This is a genomic window from uncultured Xylophilus sp. (assembly GCA_913776965.1).
Lineage (GTDB): Bacteria > Pseudomonadota > Gammaproteobacteria > Burkholderiales > Burkholderiaceae_C > Xylophilus.
Window position 1 is genome coordinate 23,139 of sequence record CAJYQL010000052.1, and the last position, 17,711, is coordinate 40,849.

Sequence of the window (17,711 nt, forward strand, 5' to 3'; positions counted from 1 at the left end):
GAGACAACGAGTATGAGCAAGGAAACCGGCAGTCGGCTGCCGTTAAGCGGCTACACCATCCTGGACCTGAGCGTCATGACAGCCGGTCCGGTCGGCACCATGCTCCTGGGCGACATGGGCGCTGATGTGATCAAGGTCGAGGAACCCGCGCGCGGCGACCTCGCCCGCGATCTCGGCAACCAGTTCGTCCATGGCGAGAGCGTGCAGTTCATGTCCCAGAACCGCAACAAGCGCAGCCTGCGCCTGGACCTGAAGTCGCCGCAAGGCCACGACGTCTTCCTGCGCATGGCCCAGACCGCCGACGTCATCGTCGAGAACTTCCGGCCCGGCACGGTCGATCGCCTGGGCATCGGCTACGAGGCCGTGCGCGCGATCAATCCGCGCATCATCTACGCGAGCGCGTCGGCGTTCGGGCAGACGGGGCCCTACGCCGCATGGCCGGCCAACGACCCGATCGTGCAGGCGGTGGCCGGGCTGATGGACATGACGGGAGAGCCCGAGGGGCTGCCGGTGCGCCTGGGCGCGCCGCTGCCTGACTTTGGCGCTGCCGCCATGATGGCACTGGGCATCACTGCCGCGCTGCTGCATCGCGAGCGCACGGGAGCGGGGCAGCGCCTGGATACGTCGCTGCTGGGAGCCTCGCTTTTCAGCACGATCCCCCGGGACGGGGAAGCCATCCGCAGCGGCAAGGCACCATCGCGCCTGGGCAGCGGGCACCCGACCATGGTGCCCTACAGAAACTATCAGGGATCGGACGGCAAATACTTCTTCGCCGCGTGCTTCACCGAGAAGTTCTGGCGCAACTTGTGCCAGGTGCTGAACCGGGCCGATCTGCTGACCGATGCGCGCTTCATCGACAACACGCGCCGCACCGAAAACCGCGAGCAGCTCGACGCGATCCTGGAAGAGATCTTCGCGACGCAGCCAGCGTCGCACTGGGTCCAGGTCCTATCGCAGGCTGATGTTCCCAGCGCGGCAGTGCAGGACTACCACACGGCCTTGACCGCCGATCTGCAGATCAAGCATATCGGGGCGGTGCTCCACCTCGACCATCCGGTCGCCGGGCCTCTGACCAATCTGGCCAATCCCATCAACTTCCATGGCTCGCCCACGCAGGTTCGCCACCCACCGCCCGTGCTCGGGCAGCACAGTGCGGAGGTGCTTCGGCAGTTCGGCTTCTCGCAGGAGGAGATCGATGGGCTGACGAGCCAGGGCGTGGTGAGGGGTTCGCGCCTGGACGACGCCGCCGTGCATGACGAGGCAAAGGGGCGCTGAGATGGTGAACCGCCACCATGAGGAAGTGACGGCCGACTACGTGATCGTCGGCGCGGGCACGGCAGGCTGCGTGCTGGCCAATCGCCTGTCGGCCGATGGCTCGCAACAGGTGGCCTTGGTGGAAGCGGGCGGCCGGGACCGGCATCCGATGATCCACATCCCGGCCGGCTTCATGCGGCTGCTCGATCATCCTGGCGTGACCTGGAGCTACCGGACCGCACCGCATCCGGATACGGCTGACCGGCCCATCCTTTTTCCGCGCGGCAAGGGGCTGGGCGGCTCGAGTTCGATCAACGGCCTGCTCTATGTCCGGCCGTTCGCGGCGGACATCGACACCTGGGAGTCGATGGGTGCGGCAGGGTGGAACTACCTGAACTGCCTGCCCTACTACAAGCGCTGTGAGACCTGGCAGGACGGAACCGACCCCCGCCGAGGCGCCGACGGTCCGATCATGGTCACGCGAGTGCTGGCGCCGCCTGCCGTCTGCGCGCCTGTCGTCGAGGCTGGCCGCGAGCTGGGCTTTGAGTTCCTCGATGATCCCAACGCGGACCCGCGCGGCCCGTCGATCTGGTACTACCAGCAGACCCGCCATGGCCGTGTGAGGTCGAGTGCCGCACGAGGCTATCTTTGGCCGGTCGCGTCCAGAAGGAATTTGACGATTCACACCGAACTGCGGGCCCTTCGGGTTCTCATGGAGGGTGAAGGTCCTCAACGTCGCGCGGTCGGGCTGCAGTGCATACGCGCTGACGGAGCCATCGTGGTACTGAAGGCGCGCAAGGAGCTCATCCTGAGCGCGGGCGTGATCGGCACGCCGAGGTTGCTGGAGATGAGCGGCATCGGCGATCCCGACGTCCTCGACAACGCAGGCGTGCCGACCCAGGTTGAGTTGCGCGGAGTCGGAGCCAATTTCCAGGACCACTACGTCACGCGCCTGTGCTTTCGTATCCAGGGCATCGCGACCGCGAACGAGCGTGCGCACGGAACGGCTTTGGCGAGCGAGGTCGCCAAATACGTCGTGTCCGGCAGTGGCATCCTGACCTACAGCGCAGCGGTTGTGGGCGCTTTTGCCTCCACGGGCCTGGTGGAGCGACCCGACGTCCAGTTCGTGATCGCGCCAGGCAGCTTCAAGGAGGGGCGGATCGGGGAACTCGAGGATCTGCCTGGTCTTTCGCTCGGCGTGTGGCAGATGCGGCCGGAGAGCCGGGGCAGCGTGCACATCGGATCCGCGAGTAATGACGAACCACCGCTGATCGACCCCAAGTACCTCAGCCACCCACTGGACCGCGAGACGGTGGTGGCTGGCCTGCGTATCGGACGCGCCCTGGCGCAGCAACCCGCTCTGGCGCGATATGTGGTGGAAGAAACCCTGCCTGGCGGACGGGCTGGGGACGACGAGGCCTTGCTGCAGTATGCGAGGGTCAACGGTTCCACGGTGTACCACGGTGTCGGCACCTGCCGCATGGGCCCGGATGCAGCAGCCGGTTGCGTGGTCGACGAGCGGCTGCGTGTTCACGGCGTTGCAGGCTTGCGCATCATCGACGGTTCGGTCATGCCCGCGGTGACCTCCACCAACACCAATGCGACGGTCTTGATGATCGCCGAGCGGGCGGCCGACATGCTCCTGGCTGATTATCCAGGGGCGGGGACGCCTGGCCTGGGCGCGTTGCTGTCGCCATACGCGGTATGACGGGGCAGGGCTGGCTGGCGGCCTATGCCCACATCGCTTCGCTGCTGCTGCCCGTCGCCTGCTGCGCCAGCGTCGGGGCGTTCTGGGCACGTTCCGGAAAGTCCTACCCCGGGGAGTTCGTAGCACACTTGGCCACGGTGGTCAGCACGCCGGCGTTGGTGTTCCACACCCTGGTGACCACGAAGCTCGACGATGCGCGTCTGCTGGAGGTGGGAGTCGCTGCCCTGGTCGGTCTGTCGGTGGCCGCTGCAGCCAGCAGCTGTGCCCTCGCGGTGTTTAAGCTGCCGGTTCGCGCGTTGACGGCGGCGGCGACCTTTCCGAATGCCGGCAACCTCGGCCTGCCCGTGGCTTATCTGGTGTTTGGCGAGGTCGGCATGGCCGTAGCGATCACGTTCTTCGCCGTCAACTCGGTCGTTCAACACACGTTGGGAGTCTGGTTCACCAGCCGAGGCGGAGCCCACGGGCAGCGTTGGCCCAAGGGCGTCGCGATCGCCTGCGTACTCGCCCTGGCTGCGCGCGCCAGTGCGATGCCCGTGCCGACCCCGGTGCTGGAATCCGCCCGCCTGATCGGTTCACTCGCCGTGCCACTAATGCTGCTCAGTCTCGGCTATGCGCTGGCGACGGTATCTCGCAGCGGCCTGGGCCGTGGGGCGGTGCTCGGCGCGACACGCCTGCTGGCAGGCCTGCTCGGCGGCGCGGCGGTTGTCTATCTGCTCGGACTGCCGCCGTTGACGGCGGCCGTGGTCGCATTGCAACTGGTCATGCCAGTGGCTGTGGTGAGCGCTATCTACGTGCAGCGGTTCAGCTCCGAGGGGAACGTGGCGGCCGGAGCCGTGCTCGTGTCGACCGTGGTGTTTCTTGCGCTGTGCCCCCTTTGGATTGCCTTGGTGGGCAGTCGAAACCTATGAGGACCATAAATGACTTCGAAAACGGAAGACGGCGCGAATCGGCGCCGCAGGTTGCTGGTGACGGGCCTTCCGACCGACGCGGTCGTCGAGCGTGCGAGTGCGGAGTTCGACGTGCAGTTCTGGCGTGAAGCCGATCCCATCGGAGACCGACTGCTGGACGTGGCCAGCGGCTTCGAGGCAGTTCTGATCATGCCCGACGATAAGCTCAATGCAGAACGCATCGGCCGCTTGCCTGCCAGCGTCGAGGTCCTTGGAACCCACTCCGTGGGATACGATCACATCGATCTGGACGCAGCGACGGCACGGCGGCTGCCTGTGTTCAACACGCCGGATGTCCTCACGGATGCCGTCGCAGATCTTGCACTGTTCCTCGTCCTCGCTGCGGCCCGTGGGACGACATCGGCGGAAGCCGCGCTGCGACGCGGCGAGTGGGGACGATGGGCGCCGACGCTGTTTCTGGGCCGCTCTCTGAGCGGACTTCGCCTGGGCATTTTCGGGATGGGACGCATCGGGCAGGCGATCGCGCTGCGCGCAGCTGCATTTGGCTTGCGTCTGCACTACCACAATCGCACGCGGCTGGCGGAAGACAAGGAGCGAGGCGCTCAGTTCCATGAGAGCCTGGAGAGCCTGTTGAGCACGAGTGACGTGTTCTGCATCTGCGCTCCCTCAACCCCGCAGCTCAGGGGCAGCATCGATTCCCAGCGTCTGGCACTGCTGCCTCGCGGGGCGATCGTCGTGAATGTCGCGCGGGGAGATCTGGTGGACGAGGCTGCGTTGTTTGCAGCGGTTCAAGAAGGGTGCTTGGGAGCCATCGGCACGGATGTGTATCGCGGGGAACCGAACATCGATGCACGATGGCTGAAGCTCAGCAATGCAACATTGCTGCCGCACATCGGCAGCGCAACGCACGAGGTTCGCACCGCAATGGGCATGCTGGCGCTCGACGGCATCCATTCGCATTTCAGCGGTGCGCCTGCCGCCAATCTCCTCAATCCGCAGGCCTATGCGGCGACGCACAGGAGCTGGGATTGAGCCACAACCACCAGCCACTACCAGCCACTGATCGAGGACATCGTGCGCGCCTTCTACGGCCTGCCGGGCGTGCACGCGATGCTGCAGCGCTCGGGCGCCGAGCAGGACGTGATGCTGGGCTACAGCGACATCAACAAGGACGGCGGCATCTTCACCAGCAATCGGGAGCTGTACCGCGCCGGCCGCGCGCTGGTGAAGCTGTTCGACGAGCTGAACGAGAGCCAGGGCCTGCCGATCCGGCTTCGCATGTTCCACGGGCGCGGCGGCACGGTTGGGCGCGGCGGCGGCCCGAGCTACCAGGCCATCCTGGCGCAGCCGCCGGGCACGGTGCGCGCGCAGCTGCGCCTGACGGAACAGGGCGAAGTGATCGGCTCCAAGTACGCCAACCGCGAGATCGGCCGGCGCAACCTCGAGACGCTGGTGGCCGCCACGCTGGAGGCCACCTTCCTCACGCCAAACAAGGCCGCGCCCACCGCCTTCCTCAACGCGGCGGAGGCGCTCTCGCGCGCCAGCATGGCCGCCTACCGCGCGCTGGTGTACGAGACCCCAGGCTTCGTCGACTACTTCTTCGGCGCCACGCCGATCCGCGAGATCGCCGAGCTCAACATCGGCTCGCGCCCGGCCTCGCACAACCCATTCACAACATCGAGGACCTGCGTGCTGTGCCCTAGAGCTTCAGTTGGGGGCCAGTGCCGGCTGGCCATCAACGGCTGGTACGGCTTCGGCAGCGCCGTCATGGGCTTCGTCGAGGGCGCGCCCGACGCCAAGGGCCGCAAGGAGCGCGAAGCGCTGCTGCAGCGCATGTACGCGCAGTGGCCCTTCTTCCGCACGCTGCTGTCGAACATGGACATGGTGCTGGCCAAGAGCGACTTGCAGTTGGCGCGACGCTATGCCGGATTGGTTGGCGAACCCGCCCTGCGGGAAACAGTGTTCTCGATGATCGAAGCGGAGTGGCACCGGACCTCCGACACCCTTACGCTGATCACGGGCGCCCATCGGAGGATCCAAGACAACCAGGAGCTCCAGTTGTCCATGCAGTACCGCTTCCCCTATATCGACCCGTTGAACTTGCTCCAAGTGGAGCTGCTCAGGCGTTTCAGGAACAGCGATCATGGGGATCATGTGCAGCGCGGGATTCACATCTCCATCAACGGCGTAGCGGCCGGCCTGCGCAATACCGGGTGATGTGGCCATCATGGACAGTCGACCTTCCTCTGATCTCAAGCCGCGCGCCTTCCTCAAACACCTCTACCGCACGGCCGTGCGCCGTGCTCTGCCGCTGGAGAACATGGAGACCTTCCTGCCCGCGCCGCCCAAGGGCCGCACGCTGGTGCTCGGCGCCGGCAAGGCGGCCGGCTCGATGGCCCATGCGCTGGAGGCGCTGTGGCCGAAGGACGCGCCGCTCGACGGCCTGGTCGTCGCCCGCTACCACCACATCCCGCCGCGCCCCGAGGGCCTGGCGCAGCGCATCGAGATCGTGGAAGCGGCCCACCCCGTGCCCGACGAAGCCGGCCTGAAGGCAGCCGAGCGCATGCTGGCGCTGACCGAGGGCCTGACGGCCGACGACCTGGTGCTGTGCCTGATCTCGGGCGGCGGTTCCTCGCTGCTCACGCTACCGGCCGAGGGCCTCACGCTGGCCGAGAAGCAGCGCATCAACCGGCAACTGATCGAATCCGGAGCCCCCATCGGCGAGATTAACTGCGTGCGCAAGCACCTCTCGCGCATCAAGGGCGGCCGGCTGGCGGCGGCCTGCGCGCCGGCGCAGGTGGTCACGCTCACCATCAGCGACGTGCCGGGCGACGACCCGGCCGTCATCGCCAGCGGCCCGACGGTGCCCGACGTCACCACCTGCGCCGACGCATTGATCGTGCTCGACCGCTACGGCATCAAGGTGCCCGCCGCCGTGCGCGCGCGGCTCAAGAGCGGCGCGCTGGAAACGCCCAAACCGGGCGACGCCGCCTTCGCTGGCCACATTACGCACCTGATCTCCACGCCGCAGCAGTCGCTGGAGGCGGCGGCCAAGGCGGCGCGCGCCGCCGGCATTGAGGCGCATATCCTCTCCGACGAGATGGAAGGCGAGTCGCGCGAGGTAGGCAAGGTGCATGGCGCGCTGGCGCGAGCCGTGGCCCTGCGCGGCTAGCCTTTCGCACGGCCCTGCGTCATCCTCTCGGGCGGCGAGACGACGGTGACCGTGCGCCAGCGCCCGCCCGGCACGCCCAAGGGCCGCGGCGGGCGGGCCGGCGAGTTCTGCATGGGCCTGGCCGGCGCGCTGATGGGCCGGCCCAGGGTGTGGGCCCTGGCGGCCGACACCGACGGCATCGACGGCGTGGAAGACAACGCCGGCGCCTTCGTCACGCCCGACACCCTGGCGCGGGCGCAGGCGCAAGGCCGCAAGCTCACCGACTTCCTCGACCGCAACGACGCCTACGGCTACTTCGAGGCGCTGGGCGACCTGCTGGTTACGGGGCCGACGCACACCAACGTCAACGACTTCCGGGCTGTGCTGGTGCTCTAAGCCTCCTCCGACAGCCCTGTCGCGGTCGCCGGAGCTTGAAAACTGAGATTTGCAATCGCGCCGACAGGCGCATCTATTTGAGGACAAAGCGAATGAAGATTCTGGTCCCCGTCAAACGGGTCGTCGACTACAACGTCAAGGTTCGCGTCAAGTCCGATCAAACGGGCGTAGACATCAGCAACGTGAAGATGAGCATGAACCCGTTCGACGAGATCGCCGTAGAAGAGGCCGTGCGGCTGAAGGAAAAGGGCGTGATCACCGAAGTGATCGCCGTGTCCTGCGGAGTCGCGCAATGCCAGGAAACCCTGCGCACGGCGATGGCTATCGGCGCCGACCGCGGCATCCTGGTCGAGACCACCGAAGAACTGCAGCCCCTCGCCGTGGCCAAGCTGCTCAAGGCGCTGGTCGACAAGGAACAGCCCGGCCTCGTCATCCTGGGCAAGCAGGCCATCGACGACGACGCCAACCAGACCGGCCAGATGCTCGCCGCGCTGGCCGACCTGCCGCAGGCCACCTTCGCCTCCAAGGTCGAAGTCGTCGGCGACAAGGTCAGCGTCACGCGTGAGGTCGACGGCGGCCTGGAGACCATCTCGCTGTGCCTGCCGGCCGTCGTGACGACCGACCTGCGCCTGAACGAGCCGCGCTACGTCACGCTGCCCAACATCATAAAGGCCAAGAAGAAGCAGCTCGACAACGTCAAGCCCGAGGACCTCGGCGTGGACGTCAAGCCGCGCCTGAAGACCCTGAAGGTCGCAGAGCCGCCCAAGCGCGGTGCGGGCGTGAAGGTGGCCGACGTGGCCGCCTTGGTCGAGAAACTGAAGAACGAAGCGAAGGTGATCTGAACATGACCGCACTTGTCATTGCCGAACACGACCACGCCACGGTCAAGCCCGCCACGCTGAACACCGTCACGGCCGCCGCCGCCTGCGGTGGCGACGTGCACGTGCTGGTGGCCGGCGCCAACGCCGCCAAAGCCAGCAAGGCCGCCGCGCAGATCGCCGGCGTTGCCAAAGTCATCATGGCCGATGGCCCCAGCCTGACCGAAGGCCTGGCCGAGAACGTCGCCGCCCAGGTGCTGGCGATCGCCTCCAACTACAGCCACATCCTGTTCCCGGCCACGGCCGCGGGCAAGAACGTGGCACCGCGCGTGGCCGCCAAGCTCGACGTGGGACAGATCTCGGACATCACCAAGGTCGACAGCCCCGACACCTTCGAGCGCCCGATCTACGCCGGCAACGCCATCGCCACCGTGCAGAGCAGCGACGCTACCAAGGTGATCACCGTGCGCACGACCGGCTTCGACGCAGCAGCCGCCGCCGGTGGCAGCGCCGCCGTCGAGACGGTGGATGCCGTGGCCGACAGCGGCAAGTCCGCCTTCGTGGGCCGCGAAGTCACCAAGAGCGACCGCCCCGAACTCACCGCCGCCAAGATCATCGTGTCGGGTGGTCGCGCGCTGGGCAGCTCGGAGAAGTTCAACGAGGTGATGACGCCGCTGGCCGACAAGCTGGGCGCTGCGCTGGGCGCGAGCCGTGCTGCGGTCGATGCGGGCTACGCCCCAAACGACTGGCAGGTGGGCCAGACCGGCAAGATCGTTGCGCCGCAACTGTACATCGCCGCCGGCATCTCGGGTGCGATCCAGCATCTGGCAGGCATGAAGGACTCCAAGGTGATCGTGGCGATCAACAAGGACCCCGAGGCACCGATCTTCAGCGTGGCCGACTACGGCCTCGAGGCGGACCTGTTCAGGGCCGTGCCGGAACTGATCGCCGCGCTCTGAAATAGCGTCATTCCGAGCATCCGTGATGTGCTGGTTTTCAGGGAAGCGGATCTGCACTAGGCACAAACACATCGGCGTGGAAGTCATCCACGCTCAAACCTTTCTCCAACGCGGCAACACGCACCGCCGCCACCATTGCAGGGGAGCCGCAGCAATGCATCACGCAGCCGGCCAGGGAATCGAAGCGGCCGCGCAGCGCATCGTCCGCGCGGCCGGCGAAGGCGCCGGGTACCGCATCGGCGGCTGCTTCGGAGAGCGCGGGCACATAGACGAAGTCCGGCCACTGCCGGCGCCACTTCTCCACCGCCGCTGGTAGATACAGACCGGACGGATCGCGGGCACCCCACACCAGCGCGATCGGGCGGACGATCTTGCGTCTGGCGATGTCGTCGAGGATCGATTTGACCGGCGCGAATCCGGTGCCGCCGGCGACGCACACCAGCGGCCGGGGGTCGTCCGCATCCAGCGCTACGCCGCCGAAGGGCAATTCGATGCGCAGCGTGTCGCCCGGCTTCAAGGCCGACGCCACTGCGGTGAAGCGGCCGCCCGGTACATGCCGTACATGCAGGGTCACACTGTCGCTCTCCTGCGGCGGATTAGCCATCGAATAGCTACGTACGTCGCCCTCGTCCAGCCGCACCTGCAGGTACTGGCCGGCCTGGAACTTGGCGCGCTGGCCGGCCGGCAGCCGCAGCCGGATCACCGACACATCGGGCGCCGCCCGGTCGTTACCGTGGACCTTGACGGTCAACGTCTTGCGTGCCGAGGGATCGATGCGCTTCCACTGCGTGGGGCGCAGTACCACGTCGCCGCCGACCGGCTCGCAGGCGCAGTAGAGGACTTGGTCGGGCCGGCAGGTCTCGTTGCGGATCGCGGCGCCGGCGACGCCGCCCACGGTGCCGGCCGCGATGGCGCCGGCACAGTTGCCGCACACCCCCTTGCGACAAGAGTAGGGCAGTTCGATGCCGTTGTGCAGCGCGGCGTCGAGCACCGTCTGTCCGGGTGCGCAGTCGAAGGCAACGTCGGTGTCGGCGATGGAGATGCGGTGGGTCATGACGAAGAAGAGGAGTCGTGGCCGGAAAGCAAGGCGATCGTCCGCAGCAGTGCGGTCGGATCTGCCGTGCCGCGCCCGGCGATGTCCATCGCGCTGCCGTGGCCGACGCTCGAGAGCAGTACGTCGGCGCCGATCGACAATGCGCTGGCCGCATGCGGGGCGAGCAGCTTGATGGGGATATGCCCTTGGTCGTGCAGCATCGCGACGTAGAGCTGGTGCCGGCGCTGGGCGAGCACCATGTCCGCGCCGAAAGGGCCTTCGGCAGCGATGCCCTGCCGGCACAGTGCCTCGACCGCCGGCCGAGTTACGGCATCGTCCTCCGCGCCGAAGAGGCCATCTTCGGATGCATGCGGGTTGATGCCGAACAGCGCGATGGACGGCTGCGGCAGCCCCAGCAGGCCGCAGGCGCGCACGCCCGCCAGTGCGGCGCGCTGTACCAGCGCGGACGTCAGGCGGCCGAGCGCCGTCGCCACGCTTTCGTGCAGCGTGACATGCACGATCCGCAGCCCTGCGCCGACCAGCATGAGAAACACTTCGTCCTCGGGCACGCCGCAGACCTGCGCCACCAGCGACGGATAGCCGCTGAACGCAATGCCCGCCCGGTGAATCGACGTCTCGTGGTGCGGGCAGGCGATCACCGCATCGGCCTCGCCGCGCCGGCAGGCTTCCAGCGCTGCCGAGGCCGCCGCCACGGCCGAGGCGCCGGCTTCGGCGGCGACGACGCCGAACCGGGCGTCGCTGTCGAGCGTGCCGGCTTCGACATGACGCATCCCGGCTGGCAAGCCCCGGAGGCCGCACGCCTCCGCAGCCTGCTCGAGCACCCGCCCCGGGCCATAGACCACGATACGCGAACGCGCCTGCACATCGAGTGCGGAAACGGCCTTGAGCGCGATCTCAGGACCGATGCCATGGGGGTCGCCGGTGGCGAGCGCCAGCTGGACGGACTTTGCGTTCACAGCGGCAGCGCTAGCAGCGTATCAGTTACGGTGCTGTCGCAGACAGCGACGCGCTCGGCCAGCAGCAGCCGGCCGTCCTGCCGCACGAAGCGGTCGCGGTATGCGCCGGTGGCGAAGACCGCGGTCTCGCCTGTGTGCATGATCCGCGCGACGACGAACGGCGTACTAGCGGTGGCGTTGTCGGCTTCGGCGGTCTGCACCATCGGTATGCCCAGCAGGTGGCGGTAGCGGTGCCGCTCGTAGATGTTGGCTTCGCGCAGCGCGGCGATACGGTCTTCGAGCATGTCGCGCGAATCGGCCCATACCACGCCGGCGGGCAGGCCCTCGCGCTCGTTCTCTACGTGAGTGATGCGGTAGTGACAGTGGGCGGTGAAGAACGCCGGCCACTGCTCTAGTGAGTCGCTGTCGATCGTCTGGGCATAGGCCGCGTTGAAGGCGGCGATCTCGAGCAGGTTGATCATGCCTCCGCTCCCATGTGGCCGCGGTAGGCTTTCCAGAAGCCGCGCACCGACGTCTCGGTCGCCCGGCCCTCGCTCGAGCCGGTGTCGCCGCCACCCATCTCGACGACAGCGTCCAGGTCGGCTGCGCCCGCGATCCCGCGCTGCACGAAGCCGCCGACGGCGCCGTCTTCCATCGAGATGAAGCCCGCCGGCCCCACTAGGTTGGACTGCTTCAGCCGCACTGTGCGCTGCGCGGGCGTGTCGTCGGTATAGCCCAGGTAAGTCCAGTTCAGCTCGGTGCGTGCCACGCCTTTGGGTAGAACTTGCCGCACCGCCAAGCAGTTCTGGATCTGCTGCAGCACGAAGCCCGGGAACACTGAGAGTATCTGCAGCGTGACGCCGTCGTCGTACTCGACGAAGCCCTCCAGTACGCTCGGGTCCTTCAGCCGGTAGCGGTCGTTGTCCGAGCGGAGCGCCTGATCCTTGTAAGTGTTGTCGCGGGCGGACTTGTCGATCATCGAATAGCTCACGTGATGGCCACCCGTTTCGTCGACGATTACGCCGCCCTTCTGCGAAAGGCGGTTGAGCTCGAATGTGGTGAAGAACATGTGCAGCAGGCTCGCGTGGTAGCTGTCCTTGACGTTCTCGACATAGAGCTTCCAGTTGTTGGGCAGCGCCTGGGTGAAGCGGCCGATGACCTCCACCGGCTTGTGAAGCACCCGCTCGATGCGCTCGCAGATATCGGGCCCAAGATAGTCCTCAATGTCGGGCACGTCGTCGGAGAAGCTGCCGAACACCAGGCCGCAGTAATTCGCGACGCGCAGCTTGCGCGGACCGTGCTCCTCCTTGCAGAAGGTCTCGGGCATGCCGCCCTGGCCCTTCACGCCCTTCTCGAAGGCCACGCCGGTCAGGTCGCCCTGCAGGCTGTAGCTCCAGGCGTGATAGACACACTGGAAGTTCTCGGCCCTACCGGACTTCTCGAGGGCGATCAGCGCGCCGCGATGCGCGCAGCGATTCTCGAAGGCGTAGATGTCGCCGTCGCCGTCGCGCGCCACCACCACCGGCGTTTCGCCGGCGAAGGTGGTGCGGTAGCTGCCGGCCTCGGGCAGTTCGGCCTCCAGGCACAGGTAGTTCCAGACCGGGCCGCGGAAGATACGCTCCTGCTCGCGGTCACGGGTCTTCGGGTCCACATACAGCGCGTAAGGAATACGGGTGTTGTCCCGGTCCTTCCATCGAATCGTGTGTTCCAGTATCGACATGCTTTTCACTCCAGTGTGACGTTGGCGCTTTTGATGACCTTGTCCCAGCGGTCGGATTCGGCCTGGATGAAGCGGCCGGTCTGCTCCGGCGACCAGCCGCGGGGCTCCGCACCCTGCTCGGCGAAACGCGCTCGCACGTCGGGCAGCGCCAGCGCGCGGGCGAGGGACCTGTGGGCGGCGGCGACTGCGGACGCCGGCGTGCCGGGCGGCGCCACCACGCTGAAGAAAGTCACCGCGTTCATTGCCGGCAGTCGGGATTCCGCGAAAGTTGGCACCTGCGGCAGCGCCCTGGACCTCTGCTCGTCCGCGACCGCGAGAATGCGCAGCTTGCCCGACTGGTGAAAAGGCGCCGAAGAGCTCAGGTTGTCGAAAAAGGCGTCGATCTGCCCGCCCACCAGATCCACGAGCGCGGGTGCGGTCCCCTTGTACGGTACATGCGTCATTTCGGTGCCGGTCAGCTGCATGAACATCGCCGCGGTCAGGTGCGACGTCGAGCCGTTGCCCTGCGATGCATACGTCACCTTGCCCGGGTTCGCCTTGGCGTAGGCGATGAATTCCGCCAGGTTCTGCACCGGCATGCGGGTGCTGACCGCGAGCACGTTGGGCACGGTGGCCAGCACCGTTACCGGCACCCAGCGCGCCGGGTCGAATGCCAGCTTCTTGTAGAGGTGCTGGTTGATCGCGATCGGCCCCGGTGGCGAGGCCAGCAGGGTCGAGCCGTCGGGTTCGGCACGGAACGCGGCCTCGGCGCCGATGTTGCCGCCAGCGCCGACGCGGTTCTCTATGAAGACGCCGGCCGGATAGTCCGAGCGGATCTTCTCGGCCAGCACACGGGGCAGCACGTCGGCCGTGCCGCCGGGCGAGAAAGGCACGATCAGTTTGAGGGGCTTGGGCTGTTGCGCGCCCGCGTATCCGAACGCGAACAGGGTCAGCAGCACCGTGGCGGCCTTGCGCCGTGCGGAAGGAATCATCGTCGTCTCTTCGATTCGTCGTGGGAGAAGGTATTGGGCCTCCGACATATCGCTGGATCAAGCCGGTTTTGCGCTATGCGCAAGAATGGTGTTCTCTCGATTTGTCCTTGCTTGCGCAACCCCACCATGCCCGAACGCCATTTCGTCGCCTCCCTAGACAAGGGCCTGGCGGTGCTCACCTGCTTCGGCCGACAGCACGGCCGGCTGACGCTGTCGGAGGTGGCGCGGCGCACGGAAATGTCGCCCGCCTCGGCGCGGCGTTCGCTGCTAACGCTGCGGGACCTGGGCTATCTGGAGAGCGACGGCAAGCATTTCTGGATGCAGCCGCGCGCGCTGCTGGTCGCACATGCGTTTCTCGCGTCGCGGCCGGCTCCCTCCCTGGCGCAGCCGCTGCTCGACGCGCTGTCCGAGCGCACGCGGGAGTCGGCCTCGCTCGGGCAGCTGCTCGACGACGACGCGATCATCGTCAGCCGCTCCACCGCACGGCGCAGCCTCAGCGTCGGCCTGGGCATCGGCTCGCGCCTACCGGCCTACTGCTCAGCGCTGGGGCGGGTGCTGCTGGCCGGGTTGCCGCCGGCCGAAGCGGCGCGGCGGGTGCACGGCATGGCCCGCCCGGCCTTGACGCCGCGCACTGTGGTCGACGCGGCGCAGGTGCTGGCGCTGCTGGACCGCTGTCGTGCCGTGGGCGACGCGGGCAACGACGAAGAACTGGAAAGCGGCGTGCGCTCGATGGCCGTGCCGGTGCGCGACGGCGGCGGGCAGGTTCATGCCGCGATCAGTATCGCAGTGCGCGCGGAGAGGATGGGCATGGAAGAGTTCCGCGATGCCTTCCTTCCCGCACTGAAGCGGGCGCGGGACACCCTGGAAAAAAGGCTGTTCCCGGCCGCGCCGTAGGTGACATATGGCGGCCTTGCCGCCCCATCCCGCGTTCGGGACGGTATTTCCCGGATTTGAAGCTTCCGCCGCGCAGTTCCGGTCCCTAGCATTTGCACGCATGCGGCCCGCTGCAGGCCGTCTATGACCTGGAGACAACGTGACCACAAGACGCCATCTGATCCGGCAAGCTGCCGCTGCGGCCGCTGCGGCCGCTGCGGCCGCTGCCTTCTTGCCGATACCCCACGCCTTCGCCCAGCCGGATGCCTATCCGAGCAAGCCCATCCGGTTCTACTGTGGCTTTCCCCCGGAGCCGTGGCGGACGTAGTGGCGCGCATCGTCGCGCAGCCGCTCACCGCCTTCAGCGTCCGCCCCTTCACAGTCCAGCACAGCAGGATCGATACAGGCAGGCTTCGAGAAATACCTCCAGCACTTTCCATCTGCACCGCCGGCGGTGGCCGCCCCGACTAGACAGCGTGCGCTTTGCTTCGACGGCTATGCCGTACTCTACAGCGGCGATAGCAAGACCCCCGTGTATGCGGTGCAGCGCTTGACCCGCAGTAGCCTCATCGCTGCGAACGGCCTCCCCCGCAGCGATCGGTTCTATCCCGAGGCTCGCCTACCAGTCGCTGACCGTGCCCAGCTGGAGGACTACCGCGATTCGGGCTACGACCGCGGGCACATGGCACCTGCAGGCGACATGCCGACCTTGGCCGCCAAGGACCAATCTTTCTCGTTGGCCAACATGGTGCCGCAGCATCCGCAGCTCAATCAGAAGGCCTGGAACCAGATCGAGGCGGCCACGCGGAAGTACGCGATGCGCGCAGCCACCGACGTGTATGTGTTCACCGGTCCCCAGTTCGGTCGTTCGCCGGCGTCCATCGGTCCGAGCAAGGTCTGGGTGCCGGCCGCCACCTGGAAGGTGGTCTACGTTCCGTCCGAGCGACGCAGTTGGGCCTATTGGATGCGCAATGATGCGGGCCCGCACTCGCTTCAACCGGTCGAGTACAGCGACTACCTGAAGCGTGGCGGCCCAGATGTGCTGCCGCAAACGATTCACTGATTGCGGTAGCGCCTAGCCTGCCCTCGGCTCTCGCGGCTGCGCCTCGGCCACCAGCCGATCCGCTGGGAACTGCCGCATGAAGTCAATCGTCTTCTCCGCCGGCGCATCCAGCCAGTCCACGTACAGACCCCGCGGCAGGATCACGACCATCCGCTTGTCCTGCATGTCAGGCGGCCGCTTCGGGTCTGGACGGTGTAGCTCTTTGAAGATCGGGTGCGTATCGGCGTTAATGGTGAGCATGGTGTAGCTGCGCACGATCTGGCCTGCCCTATCGGTCCATTCTTCCCACAAGCCGGCAATGCCCAGCAGTTCGCCATCCGTGCGACGAATGCGCGTCGGCACATGCAGACCCGAGCGCCAGTCAGGTTCGTAGATCGCTACCGCCGGAATGATGCCTTCCTGCGCGCGCCACGGGTGAATGCGCGCGTGGCCATGAAGGTCGGGCACTTCCTGTCGATCGGCCCCATCGTGGCGGAGACCGATTTCCTGGCCACCATTCCCCGCAACCTGGCCTTGAGCTTCGAACGCACGCTCAACGTCCGCACGCACCAGCCTCCGTTGCGCTTGCCGAGTTATGCCGTCAGCCAATACTGGCATGCCCGCTTCAACAAGGAAGCCGGCTCGGTATGGCTGCGCGCCACCCTCAAACAGCTTTTCAGCTAAGCCGCGGCGCGGGCGAACGCACGCGCCGGCGCCCTCACGCCCACACCCTTTCCTCAGCCTGAAGCCATGCCGCTGCGCAGCCTGCGGCAGGGTTGCGCACGCCTAAGGAAAACCCTAGCTTGTCTCGCTTTTGTCCGTGCAATGATACACGTGTCCTATTAATGGACTCACCACAACGCACTGGTGCACCGCCTTCCGAGGCTTGGTGCGCCCCTTCTCCACGCCCCGCGAGACAAGAGACATGAAGCGACGCACCCTGGCCGGTCTGACCGCCATCGGCCTGTTGGCCTCCCTAAGCACCTACGCGCAGGAGGCATTTCCCTCCCGCATCCGCATCGTCACCGCGTTCTCGGCCGGCTCGGGACCGGACGCCATGCTCCGCGTCATCGCAGACAACCTGTCCACCGCCTGGAAGACTCCGGTCATCGTGGACAACAAGCCGGGCGGGAGCGGTTTCATCGCGATTACCGAGGCCAAGCGGTCGGCACCCGACGGTGCGACCTTGCTGCACATCGAGGGCATGAACGTGACAGCGGTCCCGCACATGTATGCCAAGCTGCCCTACTCGGCCAAGCGCGACCTTTTGCCCATCACATCGCTGCACGGCAACTACTTCTACGTGGCCGTGCCGGCTGATTCGCGGTACCAGACCGCAGGCCAGTTGATCTCTGCGGCGAAAGCGGCGCCCAACAAGGTGTCCTTTGGTTCATGGCAGATCGGCAGCATCGCGCACCTGGGCGGTGAGATGCTGTCCGACCGTGCGGGCGTGGCCATGCTGCACGTGCCCTACAAAGAGAACTCAGCGCTGTACACCAGTCTGGCGCGTGGCGATATCGACTGGGCCTTCGCGTCGATAGCGAGTGCAGGCAACCTGCAGAAGGCCGGCAAGCTACGTTTCATCGCGGTGGCCGGCCCCCAGCGAGACATTGCACACCCTGAGGTCCCGACGGTGGCGGAAAGCGGCGGCCCGGCCGGCTTCGAGGCCTCATCCTGGGTAGGCCTTTTCGCGCCTGCCGGAACGCCAGCACCGCTCATCGCGCGCATGAACGCCGACATCAACAAGGTGCTGCAGAGCGATGCCATCGCAAGCCGCATGAAGGATGTGGGCTACACGTCCATGGGCAGCTCCGTCGCGGCCATGAACGCACTGATCGACCGGCAAGGCGATGAACTCGGCAAGGCCGTCAAGAAGATCAATCTGACGCTGGATTGAACCCAGCGCCTCAGGCCCTCCCACG

The 17,711-nt window shown here is 66.8% G+C and carries 18 protein-coding genes and 1 pseudogene; 13 read left to right on the forward strand and 6 right to left on the reverse strand.

The features are described 5' to 3' along the window. The first annotated feature begins 12 nt into the window (after positions 1-12). From QZ500_RS07255 to QZ500_RS07290, 8 genes and pseudogenes are all read left to right on the forward strand, one after another. Positions 13-1,275 carry a CoA transferase gene (locus tag QZ500_RS07255; protein WP_295852948.1) on the forward strand — a complete coding sequence of 421 codons (1,263 nt, stop codon included), beginning with the start codon at positions 13-15 and terminating at the stop codon, positions 1,273-1,275. 1 nt (position 1,276) lies between these two features. Next, positions 1,277-2,962: a GMC family oxidoreductase N-terminal domain-containing protein gene (locus tag QZ500_RS07260; protein ID WP_295852951.1), complete on the forward strand. Its 1,686-nt coding sequence runs from the start codon at positions 1,277-1,279 to the stop codon at positions 2,960-2,962. Next, entirely contained in the window at positions 2,959-3,870 is a 912-nt protein-coding gene (locus tag QZ500_RS07265) for an AEC family transporter (protein ID WP_295852954.1), read from the forward strand. The genes QZ500_RS07260 and QZ500_RS07265 overlap by 4 nt, the downstream gene beginning before the upstream one ends. A 9-nt stretch (positions 3,871-3,879) precedes the next feature. After that, positions 3,880-4,902 carry a D-glycerate dehydrogenase gene (locus QZ500_RS07270; RefSeq protein WP_295852957.1) on the forward strand — a complete coding sequence of 341 codons (1,023 nt, stop codon included), beginning with the start codon at positions 3,880-3,882 and terminating at the stop codon, positions 4,900-4,902. Positions 4,903-4,944: 42 nt separating this feature from the next. Next, positions 4,945-6,087, forward strand: a complete 1,143-nt coding sequence (locus QZ500_RS07275; protein ID WP_295852959.1) for a phosphoenolpyruvate carboxylase — start codon at positions 4,945-4,947, stop codon at positions 6,085-6,087. A 10-nt stretch (positions 6,088-6,097) separates the two neighbouring features. Next, positions 6,098-7,417, forward strand: a pseudogene (locus QZ500_RS07280) (glycerate kinase). A 92-nt stretch (positions 7,418-7,509) separates the two neighbouring features. Beyond that, positions 7,510-8,259, forward strand: a complete 750-nt coding sequence (locus QZ500_RS07285) for an electron transfer flavoprotein subunit beta/FixA family protein (RefSeq protein WP_295852962.1) — start codon at positions 7,510-7,512, stop codon at positions 8,257-8,259. Positions 8,260-8,261: 2 nt separating this feature from the next. Beyond that, the gene (locus tag QZ500_RS07290; RefSeq protein ID WP_295852965.1) at positions 8,262-9,194 is read left to right on the forward strand and encodes an FAD-binding protein; all 933 of its coding nucleotides are present in this window, start codon (positions 8,262-8,264) and stop codon (positions 9,192-9,194) included. Positions 9,195-9,231: 37 nt separating this feature from the next. Here the strand turns inward: QZ500_RS07290 and QZ500_RS07295 are convergent, their stop codons facing one another. Genes QZ500_RS07295 through QZ500_RS07315 form a run of 5 tightly spaced genes read right to left on the reverse strand, consistent with a single transcriptional unit; the run spans position 9,232 to position 13,874 of the window. Next, a complete protein-coding gene (locus QZ500_RS07295; RefSeq protein WP_295852968.1) occupies positions 9,232-10,248 on the reverse strand; it encodes an FAD-binding oxidoreductase in 1,017 nt (338 codons plus the stop codon). Beyond that, positions 10,245-11,204 carry a 4-hydroxythreonine-4-phosphate dehydrogenase PdxA gene (locus QZ500_RS07300; protein WP_295852971.1) on the reverse strand — a complete coding sequence of 320 codons (960 nt, stop codon included), beginning with the start codon at positions 11,202-11,204 and terminating at the stop codon, positions 10,245-10,247. Before QZ500_RS07300 ends, QZ500_RS07295 begins: the two co-directional genes overlap by 4 nt. Beyond that, positions 11,201-11,665 carry a nuclear transport factor 2 family protein gene (locus QZ500_RS07305; protein WP_295852973.1) on the reverse strand — a complete coding sequence of 155 codons (465 nt, stop codon included), beginning with the start codon at positions 11,663-11,665 and terminating at the stop codon, positions 11,201-11,203. Before QZ500_RS07305 ends, QZ500_RS07300 begins: the two co-directional genes overlap by 4 nt. Beyond that, on the reverse strand, positions 11,662-12,903 hold the full coding sequence (locus tag QZ500_RS07310) for an aromatic ring-hydroxylating dioxygenase subunit alpha (protein ID WP_295852974.1): 1,242 nt from the start codon (positions 12,901-12,903) through the stop codon (positions 11,662-11,664). Before QZ500_RS07310 ends, QZ500_RS07305 begins: the two co-directional genes overlap by 4 nt. Before the next feature lie 5 nt (positions 12,904-12,908). Further along, positions 12,909-13,874, reverse strand: a complete 966-nt coding sequence (locus QZ500_RS07315; protein ID WP_295852976.1) for a tripartite tricarboxylate transporter substrate binding protein — start codon at positions 13,872-13,874, stop codon at positions 12,909-12,911. Positions 13,875-14,000: 126 nt separating this feature from the next. On the opposite strand from QZ500_RS07315, the gene QZ500_RS07320 reads away from it, so the two are divergent. From QZ500_RS07320 to QZ500_RS07330, 3 genes are all read left to right on the forward strand, one after another. Further along, the gene (locus QZ500_RS07320; protein ID WP_295852978.1) at positions 14,001-14,768 is read left to right on the forward strand and encodes an IclR family transcriptional regulator C-terminal domain-containing protein; all 768 of its coding nucleotides are present in this window, start codon (positions 14,001-14,003) and stop codon (positions 14,766-14,768) included. Between the two features lie 139 nt (positions 14,769-14,907). Further along, positions 14,908-15,075: a twin-arginine translocation signal domain-containing protein gene (locus tag QZ500_RS07325; RefSeq protein ID WP_295852981.1), complete on the forward strand. Its 168-nt coding sequence runs from the start codon at positions 14,908-14,910 to the stop codon at positions 15,073-15,075. A gap of 126 nt (positions 15,076-15,201) precedes the next feature. Further along, on the forward strand, positions 15,202-15,810 hold the full coding sequence (locus QZ500_RS07330; RefSeq protein ID WP_295852984.1) for a DNA/RNA non-specific endonuclease: 609 nt from the start codon (positions 15,202-15,204) through the stop codon (positions 15,808-15,810). A 12-nt stretch (positions 15,811-15,822) separates the two neighbouring features. On the opposite strand, the gene QZ500_RS07335 is transcribed toward QZ500_RS07330, so the two are convergent. After that, positions 15,823-16,257 (reverse strand): SOS response-associated peptidase family protein, encoded by a 435-nt coding sequence (locus tag QZ500_RS07335; protein WP_295852987.1) that lies wholly within the window; start codon positions 16,255-16,257, stop codon positions 15,823-15,825. Between QZ500_RS07335 and QZ500_RS07340 the strand changes: the two genes are divergently transcribed. Beyond that, positions 16,237-16,473, forward strand: a complete 237-nt coding sequence (locus QZ500_RS07340) for a hypothetical protein (protein ID WP_295852990.1) — start codon at positions 16,237-16,239, stop codon at positions 16,471-16,473. The two genes, QZ500_RS07335 and QZ500_RS07340, sit on opposite strands and share 21 nt — an antisense overlap. 241 nt (positions 16,474-16,714) lie before the next feature. Further along, the gene (locus tag QZ500_RS07345; protein WP_295852993.1) at positions 16,715-17,686 is read left to right on the forward strand and encodes a tripartite tricarboxylate transporter substrate binding protein; all 972 of its coding nucleotides are present in this window, start codon (positions 16,715-16,717) and stop codon (positions 17,684-17,686) included. Positions 17,687-17,711 lie beyond the last annotated feature (25 nt).

Bases quoted from the DNA above. Each gene is read 5' to 3' on its own strand.
- QZ500_RS07345 (WP_295852993.1), top strand. From the start codon at position 16,715: ATGAAGCGACGCACCCTGGCCGGTCTGACCGCCATCGGCCTGTTGGCC.
- QZ500_RS07295 (WP_295852968.1), bottom strand. From the start codon at position 10,248: ATGACCCACCGCATCTCCATCGCCGACACCGACGTTGCCTTCGACTGC.
- QZ500_RS07265 (WP_295852954.1), top strand. From the start codon at position 2,959: ATGACGGGGCAGGGCTGGCTGGCGGCCTATGCCCACATCGCTTCGCTG.
- QZ500_RS07305 (WP_295852973.1), bottom strand. From the start codon at position 11,665: ATGATCAACCTGCTCGAGATCGCCGCCTTCAACGCGGCCTATGCCCAG.
- QZ500_RS07290 (WP_295852965.1), top strand. From the start codon at position 8,262: ATGACCGCACTTGTCATTGCCGAACACGACCACGCCACGGTCAAGCCC.
- QZ500_RS07310 (WP_295852974.1), bottom strand. From the start codon at position 12,903: ATGTCGATACTGGAACACACGATTCGATGGAAGGACCGGGACAACACC.
- QZ500_RS07270 (WP_295852957.1), top strand. From the start codon at position 3,880: ATGACTTCGAAAACGGAAGACGGCGCGAATCGGCGCCGCAGGTTGCTG.
- QZ500_RS07315 (WP_295852976.1), bottom strand. From the start codon at position 13,874: ATGATTCCTTCCGCACGGCGCAAGGCCGCCACGGTGCTGCTGACCCTG.
- QZ500_RS07320 (WP_295852978.1), top strand. From the start codon at position 14,001: ATGCCCGAACGCCATTTCGTCGCCTCCCTAGACAAGGGCCTGGCGGTG.
- QZ500_RS07260 (WP_295852951.1), top strand. From the start codon at position 1,277: ATGGTGAACCGCCACCATGAGGAAGTGACGGCCGACTACGTGATCGTC.
- QZ500_RS07285 (WP_295852962.1), top strand. From the start codon at position 7,510: ATGAAGATTCTGGTCCCCGTCAAACGGGTCGTCGACTACAACGTCAAG.
- QZ500_RS07255 (WP_295852948.1), top strand. From the start codon at position 13: ATGAGCAAGGAAACCGGCAGTCGGCTGCCGTTAAGCGGCTACACCATC.